The 15,583-nt window shown below is 71.2% G+C and carries 12 protein-coding genes and 1 pseudogene; 8 read left to right on the plus strand and 5 right to left on the minus strand.

Annotation, left to right across the window (positions count from 1 at the left end):
• Window positions 1–15: 15 nt before the first annotated feature.
• Window positions 16–732 (minus strand): annotated as a pseudogene (locus ABZ194_RS16900) (DUF305 domain-containing protein).
• 133 nt (window positions 733–865) lie between these two features.
• Between ABZ194_RS16900 and ABZ194_RS16905 the strand changes: the two are divergent.
• The 5 genes from ABZ194_RS16905 (at window position 866) to ABZ194_RS16925 (ending at window position 6,609) form a co-directional block, all read left to right on the plus strand.
• A complete protein-coding gene (locus tag ABZ194_RS16905; protein ID WP_355597086.1) occupies window positions 866–1,867 on the plus strand; it encodes a hypothetical protein in 1,002 nt (333 codons plus the stop codon).
• A gap of 246 nt (window positions 1,868–2,113) precedes the next feature.
• Window positions 2,114–4,081, plus strand: a complete 1,968-nt coding sequence (locus ABZ194_RS16910) for an amino acid transporter (RefSeq protein WP_355597088.1) — start codon at window positions 2,114–2,116, stop codon at window positions 4,079–4,081.
• Between the two features lie 85 nt (window positions 4,082–4,166).
• Window positions 4,167–5,099 (plus strand): Ppx/GppA phosphatase family protein, encoded by a 933-nt coding sequence (locus tag ABZ194_RS16915; RefSeq protein WP_355597090.1) that lies wholly within the window; start codon window positions 4,167–4,169, stop codon window positions 5,097–5,099.
• A 71-nt stretch (window positions 5,100–5,170) separates the two neighbouring features.
• Window positions 5,171–5,983, plus strand: a complete 813-nt coding sequence (locus ABZ194_RS16920) for a DUF1206 domain-containing protein (RefSeq protein ID WP_355597092.1) — start codon at window positions 5,171–5,173, stop codon at window positions 5,981–5,983.
• 164 nt (window positions 5,984–6,147) lie between these two features.
• Window positions 6,148–6,609, plus strand: a complete 462-nt coding sequence (locus ABZ194_RS16925; protein WP_355597094.1) for an ATP-binding protein — start codon at window positions 6,148–6,150, stop codon at window positions 6,607–6,609.
• 107 nt (window positions 6,610–6,716) lie between these two features.
• Here ABZ194_RS16925 and ABZ194_RS16930 read toward each other — a convergent pair whose 3' ends face one another.
• Window positions 6,717–7,985, minus strand: coding sequence for a M20/M25/M40 family metallo-hydrolase (locus tag ABZ194_RS16930; protein WP_355597096.1), 1,269 nt, complete (start codon window positions 7,983–7,985; stop codon window positions 6,717–6,719).
• 441 nt (window positions 7,986–8,426) lie between these two features.
• On the opposite strand from ABZ194_RS16930, the gene ABZ194_RS16935 reads away from it, so the two are divergent.
• Together ABZ194_RS16935 and ABZ194_RS16940 are read left to right on the plus strand one after the other, a co-directional pair.
• Window positions 8,427–9,398: an ATP-binding cassette domain-containing protein gene (locus tag ABZ194_RS16935; protein WP_355597098.1), complete on the plus strand. Its 972-nt coding sequence runs from the start codon at window positions 8,427–8,429 to the stop codon at window positions 9,396–9,398.
• Window positions 9,399–9,544: 146 nt separating this feature from the next.
• Window positions 9,545–10,306: an ABC transporter permease gene (locus ABZ194_RS16940; RefSeq protein ID WP_355597100.1), complete on the plus strand. Its 762-nt coding sequence runs from the start codon at window positions 9,545–9,547 to the stop codon at window positions 10,304–10,306.
• A gap of 29 nt (window positions 10,307–10,335) precedes the next feature.
• On the opposite strand, the gene ABZ194_RS16945 is transcribed toward ABZ194_RS16940, so the two are convergent.
• On the minus strand, window positions 10,336–11,763 hold the full coding sequence (locus ABZ194_RS16945; protein ID WP_355597102.1) for a DUF2079 domain-containing protein: 1,428 nt from the start codon (window positions 11,761–11,763) through the stop codon (window positions 10,336–10,338).
• A 231-nt stretch (window positions 11,764–11,994) separates the two neighbouring features.
• Between ABZ194_RS16945 and ABZ194_RS16950 the strand changes: the two genes are divergently transcribed.
• Window positions 11,995–12,318, plus strand: coding sequence for a hypothetical protein (locus ABZ194_RS16950; RefSeq protein WP_355597104.1), 324 nt, complete (start codon window positions 11,995–11,997; stop codon window positions 12,316–12,318).
• 295 nt (window positions 12,319–12,613) lie between these two features.
• On the opposite strand, the gene ABZ194_RS16955 is transcribed toward ABZ194_RS16950, so the two are convergent.
• Window positions 12,614–13,741, minus strand: a complete 1,128-nt coding sequence (locus tag ABZ194_RS16955; protein ID WP_355597105.1) for a DUF5925 domain-containing protein — start codon at window positions 13,739–13,741, stop codon at window positions 12,614–12,616.
• Between the two features lie 133 nt (window positions 13,742–13,874).
• Complete coding sequence (locus ABZ194_RS16960; protein ID WP_355597107.1) at window positions 13,875–15,485, minus strand: serine/threonine-protein kinase; 1,611 nt, start codon at window positions 15,483–15,485, stop codon at window positions 13,875–13,877.
• Window positions 15,486–15,583: the final 98 nt, after the last annotated feature.

Consider the following 15,583-nt stretch of genomic DNA (forward strand, 5'->3'; position numbering starts at 1 on the left):
CCGCCGCCGGGTGGCTCAGAGCCGGCCGAGAAGCCCGCGCATCCGCCGGATCTCGGCCCGCTGGGTGTCCTCGATGGTCTGGGCGAGCTTCCTGGCCTCGGGGTTCACCCCCTCCGCCAGCTCGGTTCCGGCCATCAGTCTCAGGAACATCCGGTCGAACTTCCCGCCCCTCGCCTTCCGTAGTCCGGCCATGTCCGTCTCGGTCACCATTCCGGGCATGTCATGCCCGGCGTGAGACCCTCCAGGGCTGACGGGTTTGCCTCAGGCCGACAGCCAGCCGGTCATGGTGGCGACCTCGGGGGCCTGAGCGGCCCCGATCTCTTGGGCGATCTTCTTCACCTCCGGGTCGGAGGCCCGCCTCCCGGCGAGCCCGGCCATCTCCACGGCCTGCCTGTGGTGCGGGATCATCGTCTGCGCGAAGCCGGTGGCCGGGCCGGTCGGCGTGACCCTCCTACGATCTGGAGTAGTAGCCAGATCCGGGTGAGGGGGCGAGCGGGGGAGACACCCCGGCAGCCGGTGGGGGCGAGCGCCCACCCGGCGTCGATCTCGGAGGATCACCCGCGGTGAACCGGCGGGCCGCGCGGTCTCGTTCTCCTCCGGCGCCTGTCGGACAGGATGGATAGTCGCCCGAGTAACGACCGGTCCTAGGAGAGGCGGAGGCGGCCGTCGCACCGGTCCGCCGGGTGGGGTGCCTCCGCGGGCGGTCGCCGTCCGATTTGGCATGATCGCCATGTTCGGTGCACCATCTCCTACTATCGTCCATCGGACGAGGGGCCGTCCGTCCGGTGACGGGAGGGACGGCGTCCCGTGCCCCCCAGGGGAGAACTCGCCTCCCCGGGCGAAGAGATCGGCGAAAAGGAGAGACGTGGCGGCTCTGTCCCGCGATGATCGGCGGGGCGCGCTTCGGGTCCTGACCGCGTCGATCACCGTCGTGCTGATGTGCGCCGGCCTGGCGTCGGCGGGGTACACGGAGCCGAAGCCCACCGCGCGGAAGCTGCGCAAGGAGCTGGCCCAGCTGCAGAAGCGGTCCAAGACCATGATCGCCGAGTACTACGCGGGCCGGGTCGCGCTGCAGAAGGCCGAGAAGGCGGAGAAGGCCGCCCGGGGCGACCTGCGGCGGGCGCAGCAGGACTTCGAGCAGGCGTCCGAGGAGATCCGTACGATGGCCGTCGAGCGGTATCGCACCGGTGGCCTGGGGGCGGTGACCGTGCTGATGGGCGGGGTCGACCCGGCCACCATGCTGAACCGCATGGCGCTCAGCCAGCAGATCGTGAACGAGCAGGACGCCGAACTCCGGGGGTTCACCGGCATCCGTGACGCGCACCGGCAGGCGCGGACGGCGGCGGCGCAGCGTGCCACCGAGATCCGTACGTCACTTGAGAGGCTGGACGCGCAGAAGAGGCGGACCGAGAAGCTGATCGTCATGATCAAGGACCGGATCGACCTGCTCTATCCAACTCCGGGCCTCAGAAGGGCCGACGGGACATGGGTTCCCCAGCTGCCGTCGGGACCCGACAACATCACCCCCCGGATGCGGCTGGTCCGGCAACTGATCGCGCAACGCTTCGGCGTGCGCTTCGGGATCGGCTGCTACCGGGCCGACGGGGGTATCGCGGGAGGCGGCGAGCACCCCCTGGGCCGCGCCTGCGACTTCATGATGAGCAGCGGCGGCTCGATGCCCTCGGCGGAGAACGTCGGGCTCGGCGACGAGATCGCCGCCTGGGCGATCAAGAACAAGGACCGGCTCGGCGTCAAGTACGTGATCTGGCGCCAGCGCATCAACACGGGCTCCGGCTGGCGCGGCATGTCCAACCGGGGCGGGGTCACCGCCAACCACTACGACCACGTCCACATCTCGATGTTCTGAGAAGGGCGGGTATTCCACCTAGCGAAATACGGTAACAACGGGCTTTGCCCGAACGTACGCCAATGGATTTCGCCGATGGTCGGCCCGGGCCCGGGGCCACGGTGCCGGCGGGCCGGGCCGAGGGGGAGCGGCCGGCGGAGTAGACCGGCTCTCACCTGGGGATATCTCTGTGACACCGCGGGCCTTCGGGACGAAAAGGGGCGGAGGGTCTCCGGAGATCGGAGAGAGGTCACGGGGGTGGCGAGAATGGCGACAGGCCCGAGTCCGAGCGGGGGCCGGGGCGAGGCGGAGCCGGAAGGCGCTCGCGGACCGGGAGGGCTGGCCGGGTGGCTGCTGGAGGGCTCCGCTCCCAAGACGGCCCCGCACGCGACCTCCGACGGGAGCCACCCGTGGTGGCGTGTCATGTGCCTCACCGGTGTCGACTACTTCTCGACACTGGGCTACCAGCCCGGGATCGCCTTCCTGGCCGCGGGAGCCCTGTCCCCGATCGCCACACTGGTCCTGGTCGCGGTGACGCTGCTGGGCGCGCTGCCGGTCTACCGCAGGGTCGCCGAGGAGAGCCCGAACGGCCAGGGCTCCATCGCCCTGCTGCAGCGGTACCTGCCCCGATGGCGGGGCAAACTCCTGGTCCTGGTCCTGCTCGGGTTCATGGCGACCGACTTCATCATCACCATCACGCTGTCGTCCGCGGACGTCACCGCCCACCTCATCGAGAACCCCCTCGCCCCCGAGATACTGCGCGGCCACCGGATCGGCGTCACCCTGCTGTTCATCGGGCTGCTCAGCGCCGTCTTCCTGCGCGGGTTCGGCGAGGCCATCGGCATCGCGGTGGGTCTGGTCGGCGTGTTCCTGACGCTCAACCTGATCGTCGTGGCGGTGTCCGCAGGGCATCTGCTCGCCCGGCCGGAGTACGTGGTCGACTGGAAGGCCGCGCTGACCGCCCACTACTCCAGCCCGTCGGCCATGATGGTCATGGCCCTGCTCATCTTTCCCAAGCTGGCGCTGGGACTGTCGGGCTTCGAGACCGGTGTGGCCGTGATGCCCCTGGTGCGGGGCTCACCGGACGACGACCCCGCGCATCCGGCCGGCCGGATCCGCGACACCAGGCGGCTGCTCACCACCGCTGCGGCGATCATGAGTTTCCTGCTCATCCTCAGCAGCCTCACCACCGCCATGCTCATCCCGGCCCGGGAGTTCGAGCCGGGTGGCAGGGCCAACGGCCGTGCCCTGGCCTACCTCGCCCACGAATACCTCGGCCCCGCCTTCGGCACCGTCTACGATCTCAGCACGATCGTGATCCTGTGGTTCGCCGGGGCGTCGGCCATGGCCGGGCTGCTGACGGTCGTACCGCGCTACCTGCCCCGGTACGGCATGGCCCCCCGGTGGGCGGCGGCGACACGGCCCCTGGTGCTCGTCTTCACCGTGGTCGCGTTCGTCATCACGATCGTCTTCAGGGCGGACGTCGACGCGCAGGGCGGCGCGTACGCCACGGGCGTCCTCGTCGTGATCCTCTCCGCCGCGCTGGCCGTCACCCTGTCCGCGTACCGCCGGGGCGATCGCGGGGCGACGGCGGCGTTCGGCGTGATCACCCTCCTCTTCGCCTACACCACGGTCGCCAACGTCTTCGAGCGCCCCGAGGGAATCAAGATCGCCTCGTTCTTCATCACAGCGATCATCATCACCTCCTTCGCCTCGCGGGCCACCCGGTCGTTCGAACTCCGGGTGGACGAGGTGATCCTCGAACCCGGGGCGCGGACGTTCGTCGAGGAGGAGGAAGCCTCGGGGCAGTTGCTGCTGATCGCCAGCAACCCGGACCTGCGAGACCCCCCGGACTACCGGGAGAAGGATCGGCGGGCCCGCGAGCTGCACCATCTGCCCGGCGACGTCCCGGTGCTCTTTCTGGAGGTGATGGTGAGCGACGCCTCGGAGTTCGGCGGCACGCTGACGGTCCGGGGCGAGGAGCGCGACGGCTGTCACGTCCTCGTCCTCCAGGGCCCCGCGGTCGCCAACGCGATCGCCGCCCTCCTGCTGTATCTGCGAGATCACACCGGCCGCATGCCGCAGATCTTCTTCCACTGGGCCGAGGGCAACCCGGTGGTCGCCCTGCTCGGCTACCTGGTCCTGGGCGGGGGGGACGTGCCCCCGCTGACCCGTGAGATCCTCCGGCGGGCCGAGCCCCGAGTCGACCGCCGGCCGCAGGTCCACGTCGGCTGAGCCGTACGGCGCTCGACCCCGGCCTCCGCCTCCCGGCGACCGGACGGAGGGCGGGAGGGATCGTGAACAGTAGTAATTTCAACCCATGCGACTGGGTGTTCTCGACATTGGTTCTAATACGGTGCATTTACTGGTGATGGACGCGCACCGGGGCGCTCGGCCGCTGCCCGCCTACTCCCACAAGGTGGAGTTGAGGCTGGCAGAGCACATGGAGGAGGGCAACCGGCTCTCCGAACAGGGGGCCGCGCGGCTGCGCGAGTTCGTTGAGGAGGCCCTGCGGCTCGCCGAGGACAAGGGGGTCGAGGACCTGATGGCGTTCGCGACCTCGGCGGTCAGGGAGGCGGTCAACGGGGAGGAGGTCCTCGCGCGGCTCAAGACCGACACGCGGGTGGACATCCAGCTGCTCTCCGGCCAGGACGAGGCGAGGCTGACCTTCCTGGCGGTGCGGCGCTGGTTCGGCTGGTCCTCCGGGCGGCTGCTGGTGCTGGACATCGGCGGCGGGTCCCTGGAGATCGCCTCGGGGATCGACGAACAGCCGGACGTGGCGCTCTCGCTGCCGCTGGGGGCCGGCCGGCTCACCCGGGACTGCTTCACCGCCGACCCGCCGCCGGCCGACGAGGTGCGGGCACTGCGCAGGCACGTGCGGGCGGAGATCGCCCGCACGGTGGGCAATGTGGCGCGGTACGGCCAGGCGGATCACGCGGTGGCCACCTCCAAGACCTTCAGGCAGCTTGCCAGGATCGCCGGGTCCGGCTCCTCCTACGAGGGACAGACCGTACGGCGGACGCTCAAGCACGCCGACCTGGTCGAGTGGGTCGACCGGCTGGCCAGGATGGACTCGCAGGAGCGGGCCGGGCTGCCCGGAGTGTCGGAGGGGCGGGCGCCTCAGCTGCCGGCCGGGGCGATCGTCGCGGACGCCACGATGGACCTGTTCGGAGTGGGGGAGCTGGAGGTGTGCCCGTGGGCGCTCCGCGAGGGCGTCATCCTGCGACGGTTGGACGCGATGCCGGAAGGCTGAGTCGTCCGGCGAACGCCCGATACCGACGTCCCAAGGTTTACCTGCTTTTTAGGCGGTTAGAGCGCGTTGTTATGAACAGCGCTCAGGTGGAAGGCGCCGCGCGCAGAGCGGCGAACAGTCAGACACTGGACAGGCTGGCCCGGATCGGGCTCGCCGGTCGCGGCGTCCTCTACGGGCTGATCGGATTTCTGGCCCTGCAGATCGCCTTCGGAGGCGGGAGCGGGGGCAGGGAGGCCGACAAGACCGGCGCGGTCCAGACGGTGGCCGAACAGCCGTTCGGCACGGTGCTGCTCTGGCTGATGGCCGTGGGCTTCACCGCGCTCACCCTCTGGCAGCTGTCGGAGGCGGTCATGGGCCGGGGGCGGGTCAAGGACCGGGTGGAGGCGGGGGCGCGCACGGTCGTCTACGGGCTGATCGTGGCGACGCTGCTGGGCCTGTTGCTCCGCGGCGACGCGGGCAGTTCGACCGACGAGAGCTCGCACGACCTCACCGCCGGGCTGATGGACCTGCCCGGCGGCCCGGTGCTCGTGGGCCTGGCCGGGCTGGGACTGGTCGCCCTGGGGGGCTACTGGGTTCACAAGGGTTACCGGAAGAGGTTCCTGGAGGATCTGCTCACCGGTGAGATGCCGCCCAGGGCGCGGCGGCTCGCCGAGAAGCTGGGCATGGCCGGATACGTCGCCCGCGGTGTGATCGCCGCAGCCGCCGGGGTGTTCCTCGTCCAGGCCGCGATCACCTACGACCCCGACAAGGCCAAGGGGATCGACTCGACGCTGCGCGCGCTGGCCGACACCCCGGCAGGGCCGTGGCTTCTCGGGGTGGTCGCGGTCGGCCTGCTGCTCTTCGCCGTCTACTGTTTCTTCGAGGCGCGCTGGCACCGGCTGTGACGGGTGGTCCGTACGGGGCCGCCGGTGCGGGTAGGCAGAGAAAGGGCGCCTTGCCAAGGCTGACCTATCTATCTGGTAAGTGACCCCATTCATACTTTTTCGAGACATCTCCCTTCCCGACTCCCGCGTCCTTCCAAAGGCGCGAAAAGCATCGGAGGGGCCACATGGACTCGTCGGAGTACGACGGAGGCGAATGGATTCTCCATCTGGCGGGTTCTCCCGACCAGGTGGCGAGAGCTCGGCGGATGGTCTCGATGGCCCTGGGCAGGGATCACCCCCTCCACGACGACTGCGTGTTACTGACCAGTGAGATCGCCACGAACGCGGTGCTCCACTCCAGGTCGGGGCAGGACGGGGCGTTCACCGTCGCCGTCGCCCGCACCGTGGAGACGGTGCGGGTCCGCGTCCTGGACGAGGGCTCACCCGGGGCCCCCTGCGTCTGCCGGGCCCCGACGGACGCCACGGGGGGCCGAGGCCTGCCGCTGCTGGAGGCGCTGTCACACCGCTGGGGTTTCGTCCGGCAGGCGGGCACCAACGAGGTCTGGTTCGAGCTCGTCCTGGAGCCGGTCGCGATCGCCGGGCCACCCGTGGCAGGCGGCGCGCCAGCGGCCATGGCCCGCCGATAGGGGCCGGGCCTGACGCGCTCCCACGCCTCCCGGCTCAGGTACGGTGGCCCCCGCCTGATCGATTCGCGGGCCGTTCCTCCCCTCCCCCCGGGGTGACAGGACGGCCTTCAGGAGGCGAGGAGACGGTCCAGGACGCGGACGCCGAACTCCAGGCCCTCGACCGGAACGCGCTCGTCCACACCGTGGAACATGCCGAAGTAGTCCAGGTCCGGGGTGAGCATCAGGGGTGCGAAGCCGTACCCCCTGATGCCGAGCGCGGCGAAGGACTTGGCGTCCGTGCCGCCCGACATCACGTACGGCACCGGCCGCGCGACCGGATCCTCGGCGACGATCGCGGCGCAGAGCCGCTCGAAGAACGGCGAGTTCAGCGGCGCCGAGGGGGCGTCCTCAACGTTGACGAACTCGCGGGTGACCTTCGGGCCGAGCAGGCGGTCGATCGTCTCCAGGAACTCCTCCCGGTGGCCCGGCAGGAACCGGCCGTCCACGTGGGCGACGGCGGTGCCGGGAACCACGTTGACCTTGTAGCCGGCCTCCAGCATCGTGGGGTTGGCCGAGTTGCGGATCTGCGCCTCGAACAGCGTGCCGGCCCGGCCGAGCCGCTTGGCCTCCAGCTCCAGGCGGCCGCGGTCGATCCTCTCGCCGAGGATGTCCTCCAGGCTCGTGATCAGCGCCGCCACCCCAGGCGTCAGCCGTACCGGCCATCGGTGGGCGGCGATCCTGGACAGGGCGTGGCAGAGCTCGGCCACCGCGTTGTCCACCGGCGGCCGGGAGCCGTGGCCCGCGACGCCCCGGGCGGTGAGCCTCATCCACGCGGTGCCGCGCTCGCCGACCGCGACCGGGTAGACCCGGGCTCCGGGAAGTTCGACGCTGTAGCCGCCCGACTCGCCGATCGCCTCGGTGCAGCCGTCGAACAGCTCCCGGTGCCGCCGTACCGCGTGCCGCGAGCCGTACTCGCCGGTGGCCTCCTCATCGGCGAGGAACGCCAGCACGACGTCCCGCCTCGGCCGTACGCCGCGCCGGGCCCAGTCACGGACCAGGGCGAGCGTCATGGACAGGGTGCCCTTCATGTCGACGGCGCCCCGGCCCCAGACGCAGCCGCCGGTGATCTCCCCGGAGAACGGGTGGATCCGCCAGTCGGCTGGCTCGGCGGGGACCACGTCGAGGTGCCCGTGGATCAGCAGGGCCTCGGGCGTCTCACCCGGGATCCTCGCGACCACGCTGGTGCGCCGCTCGGCCGACTCGAACACCACCGGCTCGATGCCGGCCTCCGCCAGCAGCCCGGCGACGTACTCGGCCGCCGGGCGCTCCCCGCGGCCCGGATTGGTGGTGTCGAACCTGATGAGGTTCGAGCAGATCAGTGAGACCTCGTTGTCCATGGAAGAGCGCCCCCCGGAGACCGATCGACCACCGGTGCATACCCCGCTGGACCGCGGACGGCACCTCAGGCGACCCGTGCCCCACCCCGTGCCCACTCCGCGCCCTGTGCCCCGGCACGGCCCGTGCCCCGGGCGGGATCGCGGGGGACGAGTCCCGGGCACCCAACCTTTTTTCATCTTTTTTCGCCGTATCGGGGAAAGCGCAGGTCAGCCGGGGCGCCCGGCCTGGGGCGAGGAGGCCGGCGCTCGTTACGTCTCCTTGGAGAAGGCGCGTTTCCGCAGGTCAGCCAGAACATGAACGTACGTTTCACGTTTGCCAGATCCGGACTGCGTGGTCAAGGATGAACCATCTCCGGCTGAGCCCCCGACCTGGGGTTTCCTCACCATGCCCCGGCTTCCCGCCGCCTGCCCGCCGAACGCGCCCGCCCCGAGGAGGGGACGATGATCCATGCCCGAGGACTGACCCGCCGCTTCAAGACCAGGCGAGAGAGCATCGAGGCCGTGCGCGGCCTCGACCTCGATGTGGAGGCCGGCCAGCTCGTGGCCTTCCTCGGCCCTAACGGGGCCGGGAAGTCCACCAGCCTGCGCATGCTGACCTCTCTGCTCCCTCCGACGTCGGGGACCGCGACCGTGGCGGGCCACGACGTCGTCTCCGACCCGGCGGGGGTGCGGGCCCGGATCGGCTACATCGGGCAGAGGAGCGGCGCGGGGGAGAACTTCCGCCTCCACGACGAACTGGTGACCCAGGGCCGCTGCTACGGTCTCACCCGCGCCCAGGCACGCCGGCGGGCCGGGGAAGTGCTCGGCCTGCTGGACCTGGAGCCGCTGGCCATGCGTAAACCCGGCACGCTCTCGGGCGGCCAGCGGCGCCGCCTCGACATCGCCCTGGGGCTGGTCCACCGGCCCGATCTGCTGTTCCTGGACGAGCCCTCGACCGGCCTCGACCCGCAGAATCGCGCCAACATCTGGGGGCACATCCTGCGGCTGCGCGAGGAGTGGGGCACCACCGTCCTCCTGACCACCCACTACCTGGAGGAGGCCGACAGCATGGCCGAACGGGTAGTGATCATCGATCACGGCCGGATCATCGCCGACGGAACGGCCGAGCGGCTGAAGGGCGACCTGGCCGGCGACCGCATCATGATCACCACCCGCGAGGAGGCGGGGGCGGCGCGGGCGGCCGCGATCGCCGAACGGATCGCCTCGCCCGGAGATGTCGCCGTGGACGGGACGGTCGTACGGCTCCGGGTGCCCCAGGCGGGCGCGGCGCTGCCGGGATACCTGCGGTCGCTGGAGGCGGCGGGTGTGGAGGTGACCAACGCCGAGACCGCGAGGCCCACTCTGGACAACGTGTTCCTCGCGCTCACCGGCCGCAGCCTGCGCGAGGCCGACGCCCCGGGCGGCGGCGGGTAACCCCCGCCCCTCCCTGCCACCCTCGTGTTTCCACCGGTTCGGACGGCCTTGTCCCGTCCCTGCCCCCGTCTGCTCTCCGGAAGGGGCCGTCCCCTCGGTCTCCCCGGTGTTTCGTACGCGTTCTTCGGCGCAGAAAGGCATGACACGTGAGCATCCCGTTCGTCCGTGACACCGCGACCGTCTTCTCCCGCGAGTTCGCCCCCGTGCTGCGCGAACCCCTCGGCCTGCTGTTCACCATGGGGCAGCCCCTCATCCTCCTGTTCCTGTTCGGCCCGATGCTCGCCGGCGCCGGGAGCGTCGGGAGCGAGGGTTCCTCGTGGCAGTGGTTCGTGCCCGGGATCCTGATCATGATGTGCCTCTCCGGGCCGATGATGGCCGGATACTCCCTGCTGGTCGAGCTGATCGGCGGCTCGATGGAGCGGATGCTCGTCACTCCGCTGAGCCGTACGGCGATGCTGGTCGGCCGGACCCTGAAGGAGTTCGTGATCCTGCTGGCCCAGGCCATGCTGATCATCGGTCTCGCGCTGCCGCTGGGTTTCCGCCTCCATCCCGCCGGGGCGTCGGCCGGGCTGGCGTTGCTGATCGTGTTCGGGGTCGGCCTGGGCGCGCTGTCCTTCGTCCTCGCGATCGCGTCCCGGCCGAGTGGCACGCTGTTCTTCGGGGTCACCCAGATGGTGATGTTCCCGCTGCTCCTGCTGTCGGGCCTGCTGTTGCCGCTGGACTTCGGCCCGGCCTGGCTCCGGGTCGCCGCCGCGCTGAACCCGGTCTCCTACGTCGTCGAGGCGGAGAGGGCGCTGTTCGCCGGACGGTTCACGGACACGTCGGTGCTGTACGGCGTGCTCGCGGCCGTCGCCGTCGCGGCCGTCGGCCTGGCCCTGGGTGTCCGGGCGATGCGGCGCGGGATCTGACGTTCGGCGCGGGGCCCGGGGACACGTCGTCACCGGGAGGTCTCGCCCCTCCGCAGGACGAGGTAGCCGTCGCGGTCGAAGACGACCTGGTAGCCGCTCCGCCTCAGCAACTCCACCCGGGCCAGCTGCTCGCCGAGCCCCGTGAAGGGGAAGGTCTTCCTGCCGGTCTCGGCGACCACCCACGGTGCCCAGCGGGGTTCGCGGTCCCAGAGCAGGACCCGGGTGCGGGAGGTGAGCGCGGGGCCGAGGTGGTTGGCGGTCTCCACCAGCACGCCGTCCGGTACGGCCGCCGCCGCGTCGGCGGCGGCTCGCGCGCGGCCGTCGGGGGTGGACAGCCGGCCGTAGGCGAAGAAGGGCAGCAGCACGACGGCGACCCCCAGCAGGGCCGCGGCCAGCGGGGTTCTCAGCCCGGACCGCAGGCGGCCCATGCCGTCCACCGCGGCACAGAAGATCACCACAACAAGGAAGGCGTTGTAGTGGTACTCGACGCCCCACCAGTTCGGGAAGGAGCTCGCCATCATGCGGGCGGCCAGCGGCGGCACCACGACCAGCGTCAGCGGCGAGAGCAGGCAGAGGAACAGGACCATCCCGCCGAGCAGGAGCACGGTGAGCAGCTTCTCCGGCGGGGTGCCCAGCAGCGCCAGCGCGCCCGGAGGGTCGCTCAGCGCCTGGGCCGCGGCCGAGGGCAGGTCGGGGCCGAGGGCACCGTAGGCCCAGTAGTAGTCGGCGCGTCCGCCGAACGCCGGGATGAGCACCCGGGTGGTGAGGATCACGGCTCCGACCCCGCAGCCGGTCAGCAGCACTCCGGCGGCCAGGCGCCGGGTGGCCAGCAGGAACAGGCCGTATCCCGCGACGATCAGGCCCATGTCCTCCTTGACGCACAGAAGGAGCGCGCCCGCCGCGACAGCCTGCCCCGCTCTCCCGGCGTCGTGGCGTTCGATCATCCACGCGGTGAGCACCGGGGCGAAGGCCACCTCGTGGAAGTCGAAGGCGGCGGCCTCGGCGATCGGCCACGACAGCGCGTAGGCCACCGCGATCTGGTGGGCGGCCGTCGTCCCCAGACGGCGCCGGGCGAAGAGCCAGAGCGGGGGGATCGACGAGGCCAGCAGCACGCCCTGCAGGACGAGCAGGGTCTCGGGCCCGTCGTGCACCCAGTAGAACGGGGCCGGCAGGGCCAGGATCGGCGACCAGTGGTCCCCCAGGACGGCGAAGGTCCAGCCCAGGTCGTTGTGGACCCCCTTGGCGATCGACACCGGTGCCTCGAACCGGGAGTAGGACCGGACGGCCTGGTCGAAGATGACGAGGTCGTAGGTGCCGAGCTGGAAGGCGCGCAGGCGTGTCAGGCCGACGGCGGAGTAGAGCACCGCGGAGAGCGCGGTCAGCACGCCCAGGACGCCCGCCGCCGAGCCGATACGGGCAAGGGTGTCGGCCGTCGCCGATCGGATCGTGCTCTTCACAACGGGTCAGACTAGCGGTTTTGCCGCATTACCTGCGGCGGTCCTTTCTGGAGTCGATCTTTTGTTGGCTCCGGCTGGATATAACACAGGTGACTCAGATATAACATCTGTACTCTCGGCAGGAAATTTCTTGTCCGTTTCTTATGTCAGGGATAAGTTCTTTCACGCACGGATATGCGGGCGCCCGTCGCCCGGAGATCGATTTCGCACTCTGATCGGAGGTATCGGCGCGTGATTTCCCTGAAGGCGGCGGTGGCCCTCGCCGCCGGCGTCCTGGTGGCCGGAGGGCCGGTGTTCCCCCAGGCCCCCGCCCTGACCGGGGCCTCCCCGGCCGGCCCCCTGGCCAGCTGCTGGTCCTACACCAACGCCGCGGTGACCATCGGGTACGGCGGCTGCAACGTCGTGGCGGGCTGGGAGCGGTGGCGGCTCGGCGTGAAGTGCACGACCAGGAGCGCCAACTACTACAGCGCATGGCAGTACGCCTCGCTCACGAAGAGCTACCTGTGCCCTTCCGGGGGCAGGGTGAGCAACGTCTGGACCGACAGCCAGTCCTGATCCTCCCGGCCGGCGGGCACGCCGGCCCTCGGCGCGGCGCCGATCGGCGTCCCCCCGAGTCCGCGACCGCGGGGCGGGAGAGGTGTGACCGCTGTGAGAACGGAGGAATCCCGCGCCGGAGGCGGCCGGGGTCGCGGAGCGCCGGAGTTCCTCCACGGTGAAATTGAACCATCGATAATGAGAATATATATCGCCATACATAAAAATATGGACCGGTGATGTCTCCCGCAGTCCCGCTCCGCGAACCACCCGGTTTCGGCCGGGAATCCCTGTCTTCTCAGGGCAGGTGAGGACGTCAAAGATAGAGACCGATGCCCTCCGGGGCGGTGGAGCCGTGGGTCACCCCCTCGCGCAGGGCGAACAGCTCGGCGAGAGTGGCCCCGGACGCCGGAACACCCTCGGAGGTGCCGAGCCAGCGGGACGCCTCGTCGTGGGGGAGGGCGCCCACCTCGACCTGGGCGAGGCAGCGGCCCGGACGGACCACCGCGGGGTGGAGGCGGGCCAGGTCCTCGTTGGTGGTGATGGCCACCAGCACGTCACGCCCCTGGCCGAGCAGTCCGTCGGTCAGGTTGAGCAGCCGGGACAGCCCCTGCCCCGTCACCTCCTTGGCGCCGGACCTGATCAGCTCGTCGCAGTCCTCCAGCACGAGCAGCCGCCACTTCCCGCCCTTGCCGTCTCCTTCGTGGCCCTCGTCGGTGTCGAAGCCGACCGCGACATCCATCAGGTATCCCGGTGAGTCGAACAGCCTCTCCGGATCGAGCACGCAGTCCACCTGGCACCACGACCGCCACTCACGGGCGAGTGCGCGCAGCAGTGTGGTCTTGCCGGTGCCCGGCGGGCCGTGCAGGAGGATCAGGCGGCCGTGTACGTCGGCCGGGGTGACCGACATCAGCCGGGAGAGCGAGTCGTTCAGGGAACGGGCGTAGTTTCCGGAGATCCGCGCCCACGGGGAGGCGGTGATGGGCTTGTCGGAACGCCGGGGGCTCTGCGGACCGTGCCACCAGAAACCCATCTCGACGTGGTCGCTCTCGGGGACGGGCTCCACCGCGTCCTTGACGGTCTCCTCGATCACCGCGCGGGCCAGTTCGTCGTCGACCGCCGTCACGCCGACCGTGGCGGAGCGGTTGCGGTAGCGGATCACGCGCAGCGTCCAGCCCTCCCCGCACACCAGCCGCGACTCCCGGCCGTTCTCCTCCCGTGCCGCCCGGACCAGCGTCCCGCCGGCGGGGGTGAGCGTGGCCTCGCGGCGGACCCGCTCCAGCTCCGTGACGCGCGACCACGGCTGCGCGCCCGTGACGAACGGCGACAGGGCGAGCGCGTCGATCACGTCCATCGCCGAGTCGGAGTCGTCGAGCCAGAGCGCCGTCGGCAGTCTCGCCGGGAGCGGCTCCGGCGAGAAGTGGACCTCCCTGAGTGTGGACATGACGGCAATGATCCCCTTTGCCGGTACGGAGGTCGAAGGGTTTTCCCCGGGGCGTGGCGGCCGGAGAACTCCGCCCGTGCCGTCTGCGCCGGCGTTCCGCCGCCGGCGGGGGGCGTGGCCTGGCGGCGGACGGTCAGCCCCTGGACAGATCGCCGTCGTAGGAGACGAGCCCCAGGCCGTCGATCCAGTGATAGGCGAGGACGGCACCTCTGCGGGTGAGGGTCAGCGTGCCCGGGACGCAGTTGAGCGGGTCGTCCGGCCGCAGCTCGAAGTCGAGTGTCCCGGCGCCGGCCTTGGCGAGGTCGAGGGCGGCGGTGCAGCCGGAGGTCGGCTCCTCCCACGTGCCCGAGCTCTTTCCGGCGATGAGGTCGATCTTCACGTCGTGTTCCCGGAAACTGCCGTACGAGATGCTGGGCTTGATGTGTCCCGACCAGGTTCCGGCGAAGGAGGCGGGGATCTTCCCCGCGCCCCCGGGCCGCCGGGATGCGGTCGTCCCCGCCGGGGTGGGCTCACCGGTGTCGACGACGTCACCGGGGTCGGCGACGCCGTCGGTGTCGCCGCTACCGTCGGTGTCGGCGCCGCCGTCGGGGGAGGGGGAGGGGGAGGCCGTACCGGCCGGGGGCAGGGCGGGGCCGGTCGGGGGGCGGGAGGAGGGGCCGCTGGAGGAGGGGGAGGCCGTGTGGTCGCCGAGTAGGAACCAGCCGGCGACGCCTCCGGCGATCACCAGCGACACCGCGACGAGGACCGCGCCGCCGACGGCGCCCCGGGACCGCCGGGACGGCCGGGTGCCGAGACCCGCCGCGCCCGTGCCGCCCCTGCCGTCCGTGTCGCCTGTGTCGCCTGTGCCGTTCGTGTCGCCGGTGCCGGTGCCGGTGCCGTGCGGGGGTGCGGTGCCCGGGGCCGCGATCCGGGTGCCGATCCTGGCCAGGTCCTCGGTGGAGGCCGCGCCCCGGGTGTCCGGGTCCACCAGACCGACCATCAGGGAGCGGGCCGTCGGCCGCCGGGTGGGGTCCTTGTCCAGGCAGGAGCCGATCAGGCCGGCGAACCTGGGCGGCAGGACCGACAGGTCGGGGTGGGCGTGCAGGATCCGGTGCAGTACGGCGGGCAGGGTGTCGGCCCCGAACGGCGATCGGCCGCTCGCCGCGCAGAGCATGGTGGCCGCCCAGGCGAACACGTCGGAGGCGGCCGAGGCCGGGGCCCCGCCGATCTGCTCTGGGGCCAGGTAGGCGGGGGTGCCGACGATGCCGGAGGTCATCGTGGCCGCGCCTTCCGCCCTGGCGATGCCGAAGTCCACGACGCGGGGACCGTCCGGGCCGAGCAGCACGTTGGCGGGCTTGAAGTCCCGGTGCACGACCCCCGCCGCGTGGATGGCCGCCAGGGCGGTGGCCGTGCCGATCACCAGGCGCTCCAGCTCGCCGCCCCGCAGCGGCCCGCGCTCCTTGATCCGCTGCTGCAGGGACGGCCCGTCCACGAACTCGCTCACCACGTACGGCCGGGGCCCGTCGACCGAGGCCGCCAGCACGCGGGCCGTGCAGAAGGGGGCGACGCTCTCCAGGGCCGACAGCTCGCGCGCCAGCCGCGTCCGCGTCTCGGGGTCGCCGCGGAGCAGCAGCTTGAGGGCGACCGGCTCGCCGTCCGGCGGGTAGGCGAGGTAGACCACGCCCTGGCCGCCCTCGCCGAGCCTTCCCGCCAGCCGGTATGCCCCGAGGCTGGGCGGATCTTCGGAAGTCAGGGGGGCGGCCATGCGGGCAAGGCTACCGACACCATCACGTCATGGGCATATCTCTTATGTACGTATAAGACCGCACGTACAGGCCCGGTACCTGAGTTTTATCGGCATAT

The organism is Streptosporangium sp. NPDC006007, assembly GCF_040614315.1.
Lineage (GTDB): Bacteria > Actinomycetota > Actinomycetes > Streptosporangiales > Streptosporangiaceae > Streptosporangium.

What these genes read in the sequence shown, in the direction of transcription:
- ABZ194_RS16910 (WP_355597088.1), top strand. Translation starts at nt 2,114, where the DNA reads ATGGCGACAGGCCCGAGTCCGAGCGGGGGCCGGGGCGAGGCGGAGCCG.
- ABZ194_RS16915 (WP_355597090.1), top strand. Translation starts at nt 4,167, where the DNA reads ATGCGACTGGGTGTTCTCGACATTGGTTCTAATACGGTGCATTTACTG.
- ABZ194_RS16920 (WP_355597092.1), top strand. Translation starts at nt 5,171, where the DNA reads ATGAACAGCGCTCAGGTGGAAGGCGCCGCGCGCAGAGCGGCGAACAGT.
- ABZ194_RS16925 (WP_355597094.1), top strand. Translation starts at nt 6,148, where the DNA reads ATGGACTCGTCGGAGTACGACGGAGGCGAATGGATTCTCCATCTGGCG.
- ABZ194_RS16930 (WP_355597096.1), bottom strand. Translation starts at nt 7,985, where the DNA reads ATGGACAACGAGGTCTCACTGATCTGCTCGAACCTCATCAGGTTCGAC.
- ABZ194_RS16935 (WP_355597098.1), top strand. Translation starts at nt 8,427, where the DNA reads ATGATCCATGCCCGAGGACTGACCCGCCGCTTCAAGACCAGGCGAGAG.
- ABZ194_RS16955 (WP_355597105.1), bottom strand. Translation starts at nt 13,741, where the DNA reads ATGTCCACACTCAGGGAGGTCCACTTCTCGCCGGAGCCGCTCCCGGCG.
- ABZ194_RS16960 (WP_355597107.1), bottom strand. Translation starts at nt 15,485, where the DNA reads ATGGCCGCCCCCCTGACTTCCGAAGATCCGCCCAGCCTCGGGGCATAC.